Annotated in this window: 5 protein-coding genes; 1 reads left to right on the top strand and 4 read right to left on the bottom strand. The window is 68.5% G+C overall.

Annotation, left to right across the window (positions count from 1 at the left end):
- Nucleotides 1-230: 230 nt before the first annotated feature.
- Nucleotides 231-659, top strand: coding sequence for an RNA polymerase-binding protein DksA (gene dksA, locus ACIO3O_RS42635; protein ID WP_401756405.1), 429 nt, complete (start codon nt 231-233; stop codon nt 657-659).
- Between the two features lie 180 nt (nt 660-839).
- Here dksA and ACIO3O_RS42630 read toward each other — a convergent pair whose 3' ends face one another.
- From ACIO3O_RS42630 to ACIO3O_RS42615, 4 genes are read right to left on the bottom strand one after another with little or no spacing between them, the layout of a single operon-like run.
- Complete coding sequence (locus ACIO3O_RS42630) at nt 840-1,277, bottom strand: hypothetical protein (protein ID WP_401756402.1); 438 nt, start codon at nt 1,275-1,277, stop codon at nt 840-842.
- Nucleotides 1,274-3,388 (bottom strand): integrase, encoded by a 2,115-nt coding sequence (locus tag ACIO3O_RS42625; protein ID WP_401756399.1) that lies wholly within the window; start codon nt 3,386-3,388, stop codon nt 1,274-1,276. The genes ACIO3O_RS42630 and ACIO3O_RS42625 overlap by 4 nt, the downstream gene beginning before the upstream one ends.
- Nucleotides 3,385-5,124, bottom strand: coding sequence for a hypothetical protein (locus ACIO3O_RS42620; RefSeq protein ID WP_401756396.1), 1,740 nt, complete (start codon nt 5,122-5,124; stop codon nt 3,385-3,387). The genes ACIO3O_RS42625 and ACIO3O_RS42620 overlap by 4 nt, the downstream gene beginning before the upstream one ends.
- Entirely contained in the window at nt 5,121-6,563 is a 1,443-nt protein-coding gene (locus ACIO3O_RS42615; RefSeq protein ID WP_401756393.1) for a tyrosine-type recombinase/integrase, read from the bottom strand. Before ACIO3O_RS42615 ends, ACIO3O_RS42620 begins: the two co-directional genes overlap by 4 nt.
- Nucleotides 6,564-6,698: the final 135 nt, after the last annotated feature.

Raw genomic sequence — 6,698 nt, 5'->3', positions numbered from 1 at the left:
CTTCTCTGTCAAGTAGAGCGTGTTGAGCGCGAACTGCTCTCTCTGACCTGATCCACCAACTAGAGCGTGTCTCTTCGGTCGGACGGACCAGGGACCTGAGCGTCGCTCTGATCCGGATTTGGGGGCTGACGGTGAAAGATCCACGTTGTTGCCCTGGCACGCACTCCACTCTGCAAACATCAACTTGATCTGGCCTGACGGCCGTCCCAGGACACGACAGAGGAGGAACGTTGTCGACACCGACGAACATCTACGGGGTTGAGCCCTACAAGGAGACCAAGGGTGAGGAGTACATGGGCGAGCCCATGCGCAAGCACTTCACCAAGATCCTCAGCGGCTGGAAGCAGGAGCTGATGGTCAGCGTGGACAAGACGGTTGATCACATGAAGGAGGAAGCCGCCAACTCCTCGGACCTTGCCGATCGCGCCTCCCAGGAGGAGGAGTTCGCCCTGGAGCTGCGCAACCGCGACCGGGAGCGGAAGCTCATCAAGAAGATCGACAAAACTCTCCAGAAAATCCAGAACGAGGAGTACGGCTGGTGCGAATCCTGCGGGATCGAAATCGGCCTTCGTCGCCTGGAGGCGCGCCCCACCGCTGATCTCTGCTTCGACTGCAACGAAATTGCAGAGAAGAAGGAGAAGACGGTCGGCAAGGGCTAGCCTCCGGTGCTCACAGAGATGGCGCAGGCGCTACTGGCCCCGGCCTCCGACAGTCCACTGCTCGTCCTCCCGGCACACTGACGCTTCCTCCCGGGCTGCTTGCACATGAGCCCGGGCCCCCGGGGCGGCGCCCATCTGGCGTTCGGTGCGCCCGTATGAAGACCGGGACCTGCAGCACGATCACTGGCCTCCCAGCGGGTCCGGCAGGGTCGTAGTGAGCTGAGAAGGCAGCGGGCGGAGCACGGCCGTGCGGTCAGCCAGTTGCTGGTGAAGGAGTTGATTCTCGGCTGTCGTTTGGTGCAGGGCACCGACGAGTGCTTCGACATCGGTCTTGAGCTGAGTGATCTCCACTGCGTCGGCAGCGCGTAGCTCCTTCAGCTGGCGGACCTGCTTGCGCAGGCGCTGTTCGCTGTCCGGGGTGCCACCCCGTGCGCGGACCTTGGCGTAGAACTCGTTCTTCAGGTCGGTGTGCCGCTGGGTCAGTGCGTTGCGCGGGACACCGGCTTCGAGGGCGAGGGCGACGATTGTCAGCGCGCCGTTGGAGCGCTCGGGCGCTCCGCTCAGGATGCGGTCCATCGCGGTACGGATGAGGTCGCGCTCGTCCGGGGTGGGGGTCATGTCGGCGGCTCCTGGGAGTCGATGAGGGTGTGGTGGTGGCGGTCGGCGAGCTCTCGGAGATGGTCGGCGCGCTGGGCGAGCCGGTCGGCGAGCGGGCCGGGCACTGCCTCCGAGGCGGCCTGCTTCTCCAACGTCGCGGCGTGCTCCACGAGTTCGTGGGCATGGCGGTCGGTGCGGGCGATGTTCGCGCAGGCCGGCTGGCAGCGGTTCAGGCTCGGGGCGTCGGTGGCATCGAGCCGGTGGCACAGGGCGCGCTCGCGGTTGTAGACGCACATCAGGAACGAGTGAGGGTTGTCGTAGACGGTCAGGGCCGGGTTGCCGAGGATGTCGCGGGCCTGCCGGTGCGTGCGAATGGACCCGGCGAAGGCGGGAGCTTGGGCGGCGGCGTGGATCGCTCGCCGTGCGGCCGGACCTGAGATTCCGGTTCCGGCGGCCAGGTCGTCATGGAGGGTGGTGAGGGTGTCGGCGGTTGCCCGGGCGGTTTCGATGTCGAGCAGTTCATGGATGCCGCCGCGGCCGCGGGCTGCGTAGCCGGCGCTCATGGCGGTGCGCATGTGCCCGTATTGGATCGCCAGGGCCACCAGTCCGCCCGGTCGGCGGGCGATGTGCCAGGCCAGCGACCGGCGGAAGCGTGCCACGCCCAGCGCTCCGAAGGGATCGTCTGGGATGACTTCATGGGGACGGCCCAGGCGTACGGCGAGGCCGGAGGCCCATGCGATGAAGTCCTCGACGCGGCTGCCCATTCTTTCGAAGCCGACGGCCCGGCCCGTGGGGGTGCGGCCGCGCGGGATCGCGTGGACGGCGGTGTCGAAGAGCAGTCCGTCCGGGGCGATGCGTTCCAGTACACGGATCGCGGTCACCACCGGAGGGATGGCGACCCAGGGAACTTCCCGCACCTGCCCTGCGGAGTGGTGGTTGCCGTCCTGGTCGTGGACGCCTTTGAAGACCCGACCGTAGATCAGGTGAGGGCCCGGTGATGGCGCTTCGGGGCAGCAGCCGCTGTCCAGGCCCAGCACCTCTCCGGGCCGCATACCGGTCAGGTACGCCAGGACGATGAAACAGGCGGTGCTCAGGTGCCGCATGAGCAGCGGGACCTCGGTGAAGTCGATCGCTTCGGTCCAGGGCTGCCCGGCGACTCGCCCCGTGATCGGCGTGGCGAGCGGGCAGGAGCCGGGGAGGTGCCGGACGTATTCGCGGAAGCCCTCCCGCAGTTGTGACCGCAGGTGGCTGTTGACCTGCTGCGGGGAGCAGCCGACCAGCGCGGCGATGTAGGTCGCGCTGATCTGATGATCGCCCTTGTGCCGTCGGGTGGGCACGGGAGCGCCACGTTCCACGAGCTGGTCGAGATAGGCCCTCAGCCGTCCCATGGACTCCCAGGTACCGACGGTCTGGTCGGCCTTTTCGGTCAGGCGCTGCTGCTCCGCCTGGGCGGACAAGATGTCGTCGGCGAAGTCGTCGACCACGCGCAGTGCCCAGATCAGCAATGGCCCGATGGTGGCCGGAGCGATCGGCTCGCGGCTGTTCTCCCCGCGGCCGGGGCTTGGCGTGGCGGGGAGATAGTCGTCAACGCCGTATTGGTGCCAGGGAGGCATCACCAGGCCGGCCGGGTGGGCGCTCGCGGCGTCGAACGCCCACAAGCGGGTCAATGCGACCAGTTCCTTCATGCCCTCGTTGCGGTTGGCTCCTGAACGGCGGGTCAGGTGACCGGCGTACGCGGTGAAGGTGTCGGTCGTGCACGCGCCGAGGCCGGCCACCCCCTGGGCGGTAAGCCAATGGGCGAAGGGCTGCCACCGCCGCACCGTGTCGTAGATCCCGTGCGGCCCCAGGCGAGAGTGCCAGGCCGGGTGACCGACCAGAACACTCGCCGGCAACGCCGTATTGATCATCATCCAGGCCGCCAGGCGCATCTCTTCACGGAGAGCGTCCGGGAACTTCGTCCAGTCCACGGCGACCCGCGACGCACTGGGGTTGGCGATCAGCGGAGCGAGCGACCAGACCTCGTCGCCGTAGATCGAGATCGGGACAGGCCCGGGCGCGAGGACCAGAGACGGTGCGATGACCGGGGTCCTCCATCCAGGCAGCACCGGCACTTCGGAAGGCAGAGCGGTCACAAGTCGTAGTCCCCATGAAGAAGGTGATCGATGACATCACAGTCGGCGTCGCTGACCGAGGCGAGCGCGGCATCCCAGAGCGGCAGTCCGATCCGGTCGCGCAGATCAGCAAGCCGGGCGTGGGCATCGGCCCAGTCCGCGTCCCACACGGCCGGCTCCACCACGCCGCGCAGGTTGCCCAGGGCCAGGTGCAGGCGCGCGAGACGGGGGTGATGGGCAGGCGTGACCCGTGCGTTCGGGCAGGCCGTGCACAGCAGGAACGAGGCGGCGCAGGTCTGGCCCGGCGGCCCGAACGGGCTGTGCTCGTAGTCGGCGCACCCTGCCGTCGCCGTCTCCCGCTCCCCCGCCACGGACTCCTCGGTCAGACGGGCGGCGAACACGGTGCGGTGGGCGGCAGCCATCGCGTCCAGGGCCCCGTCGGCGATCACCGGCACGGCCGCCTGCTGGACTTGCGATTCCGGCAGCACGTAGACGCTGTCGTGCGTGTCCTGGGTGTTCTGCCCGGGCTCACGCCGGTGCAGCACGTTCACGGTCTTGCGGATGCGTTTGAGTGGAGAGCCGGGCAGCCCGACCGACCGCGCCCAGTCGGCGCCGGCGCGTTCGTCGACACCGAATCCGAACGGGCCCACCCGGACGGCCTTCCGGTAGCCCTGTCTCTCGTGCTCGGTGGTCTGGTGCCAGACCAGCAGCCGGTCGATGTCCGCATCGAGCAGAGCCAACACGGCCCGCGCGTGCGCGGTCGCCTCCAGGGCCTCGCTGATGATCCGCCCAGAGGAGTCGGCTCCGGAGTCGGTGAGGTTGCGGCTTTCGAAGCGGCCGCGGTGACCTGCCCGGCGTCGCTTGTCCAGCCGCAGCCGGTAGACCGGCACCCCAGCGTCCGCCGTGCCGGGCAGCATCTGCGGCACGGGCATCTCGGAGATTGGCGTGGAGTTCAGCCCGAGCTCGCAGGCCAGGAGCACGGCCAACGCGGCTGTCTCCTTACGGCTGAGGAAGAGCCGCTTCCAGGTGTGCTGCGCCGAGTCGCCGCCCAAGGCCGGGCGGTAGCGGCGGCGCACCCTGCGTCCCCACTCATACAGCGGGACATCGCCGGTGCGCGCCAGTTCGTCAACGGCTTCCCCGATCAGCCACTCCCGGCTGCCCGGCTCCAGCGCGCCCGCGCGCCACGCCGCCAGCCGGTCGGTGTTCTTCCGGATACGCAGCAGCGCCGAGCGGAACGTACGGCGGGCCGCGAGGCGGATCTCCTTGAACTCTTCGGGCCCATACGCCTGCTCACGGCCCGTCTCCCACACGAACCGCACGGCCATCGCCTCGCGTACCGGCAGCGCAAGCCGCGCGTCCATCTGCAGCAGGCTGGCGATCGACGCGTACTTGCTGTGCCCGTTCGGCCGCGGCGGCAGACTCAGCCGCCACGCACTCCAGTGGGCTGGTGTCAGCTGGTCCACGTCCTGCGGCACGTCGTCCAGGCCGGAGAGGAACTCGGCGAAGGGCCTGACGAGGTACCAATGACCCTCACTGGTCTCGATGCTGTCCCAGCCGCCGCCCGGCGCGCACTTGGCCGCGTACAGCACGGCCAACGACCGCTGGAACGCCTCCGGGACCGGCAGTACGCCGAAGTCGTAGGTGCGCACCCGCCCCTGCGCATCCCCGTGCCGTACGGCCAGGCCGTCCTCCTCAAGGACCGGGGGACGCTGATGCGGACCGGCGGGCACGGCGGCGGCGCGGCCACGGCGGCTCACGGTGCCACCAGTTTCTCGTCCAGGTCCTGGATGCCCTCGCTCTCCCGGGCCAGCTGTGTGAACAGCCCCGCGAGTTCCTGCTCCGACACCGCCCCGGCGGTGGGAACGAAATCGGCGAGCAGCGACCGCAGTTGGAGATCCGCGACCGGGGCGAGATAGACCGCCTTCGTGGTCTCCAGCTGGGCATGACCGAGCAGGTCTTGCACCATCCGCCAGGGATCGCCGTACAGCAGACGAAAGTCCCGCCGCTCCTCCGGCGTCAGCCCCATACGCCGGTCCATGACGTGGTGGAGGACCACGAGCATCAACAACGCGAAGCTGTGCCGGCACATATGCGGCGTACAGAACGGTGCCTCGCCCATCGCTGGCGACAGCACTGCTTCGCACCGCTCGTTCGCGGCACGGAACACGTTCTCCCACGAGGCCGGGTGGAACGGCAGACCGGACTCGTTCAGCCACAGCCACAGCGGCTCCGGACCTGTCGGCCCCTCGATGAAGAAGCTCATCCGCTCCTCCACCGTCGCCTCGGCCAGCGGGGTCAGCCCGACCACGCCGTCCCCATCGCGCCAGTGCAGAACACGCCGGTGCCGACCGGTCTCGTGAGTCACCAGCCGCACCGGCAGATCGTCGTAGCGGCCCAGGGCCTGCGCGCGCCGTACCACCCGGGCGCGCGAGGACTCGACGTACCCCTCGATCTCACCCACCACCACAGAGGAGGCGTAGAACGTGCGCGCCCGCTTCGACTTCGTCACCACCCGAGCGAGCCGCCCCACGTAGTAACGACCGCCCTCCAGCCGAAGGCAGGGAATTTCCAGCGTCAGCAACGAAGCCCCCTCCGTCAGCCGAAGCCCGGATGAGAACAGCAGATCGGCGAAGGCGCTGTTGCGATCGGCCAGACGACCAGCCCATCCCCCCGTCGGCGTGCCGTCGGCGCCATAGCCACGCAGCCCGACCTCCACCCAGCGGCGAAAGGCCCTTGGCGTCAGCCAACGGACCTCACTGGTCCGCGCGTTCTTCGCACGGGCCGCTGGCACCAGAACACGCTGCCCGCTCCTGCCGGGGACCGACCGCATGATCACCGGGTTGACCGTCACATGGCCGCGCTGTACCGCCCACTCGTACAGCCGGATCAGCGCGGCAAGCCCGCGGTTCCACCGGGCCCCACCCACACGCCGCGGGTTTCGTGACGAGCGGGTCCGCCAGTCCTCGAAGTCCCACAGATCGTCTGCCGTGGCGTCGCGCCAGGTCTTCTCGCGGCCCCACAAGAAGTCGAAGAACAAGCAGTAGTCGTCCGTGTAGTTCCGCTTCGTCTCCTGCGCGAGAAGGACGAACGACGACCGGCACAAATACCCGCTCAGTGCTTCATCGATCCGGTAGTCCGGAGAAAGAAGAATCGGATCCCCAGGATGAATACCAACCCGGCCCTCACGCTCCGCCAAGTCGCTCCACCCGGCCAGCACGGGCAATCGACCATCCACCACCCGGCGGTCTCTCGGCACCCAATACCTACGCCACCCCGGCACACAACCACCCCTGCTCGATCCGCTTCAACACGTCGATTCAACAGGGAAGAC

It is taken from the genome of Streptomyces sp. NPDC087440, from assembly GCF_044744005.1.
GTDB lineage: Bacteria > Actinomycetota > Actinomycetes > Streptomycetales > Streptomycetaceae > Streptomyces.
Note: the sequence above shows the minus strand (reverse complement) of the source record. Positions and strands in the feature narration are given on the sequence as shown.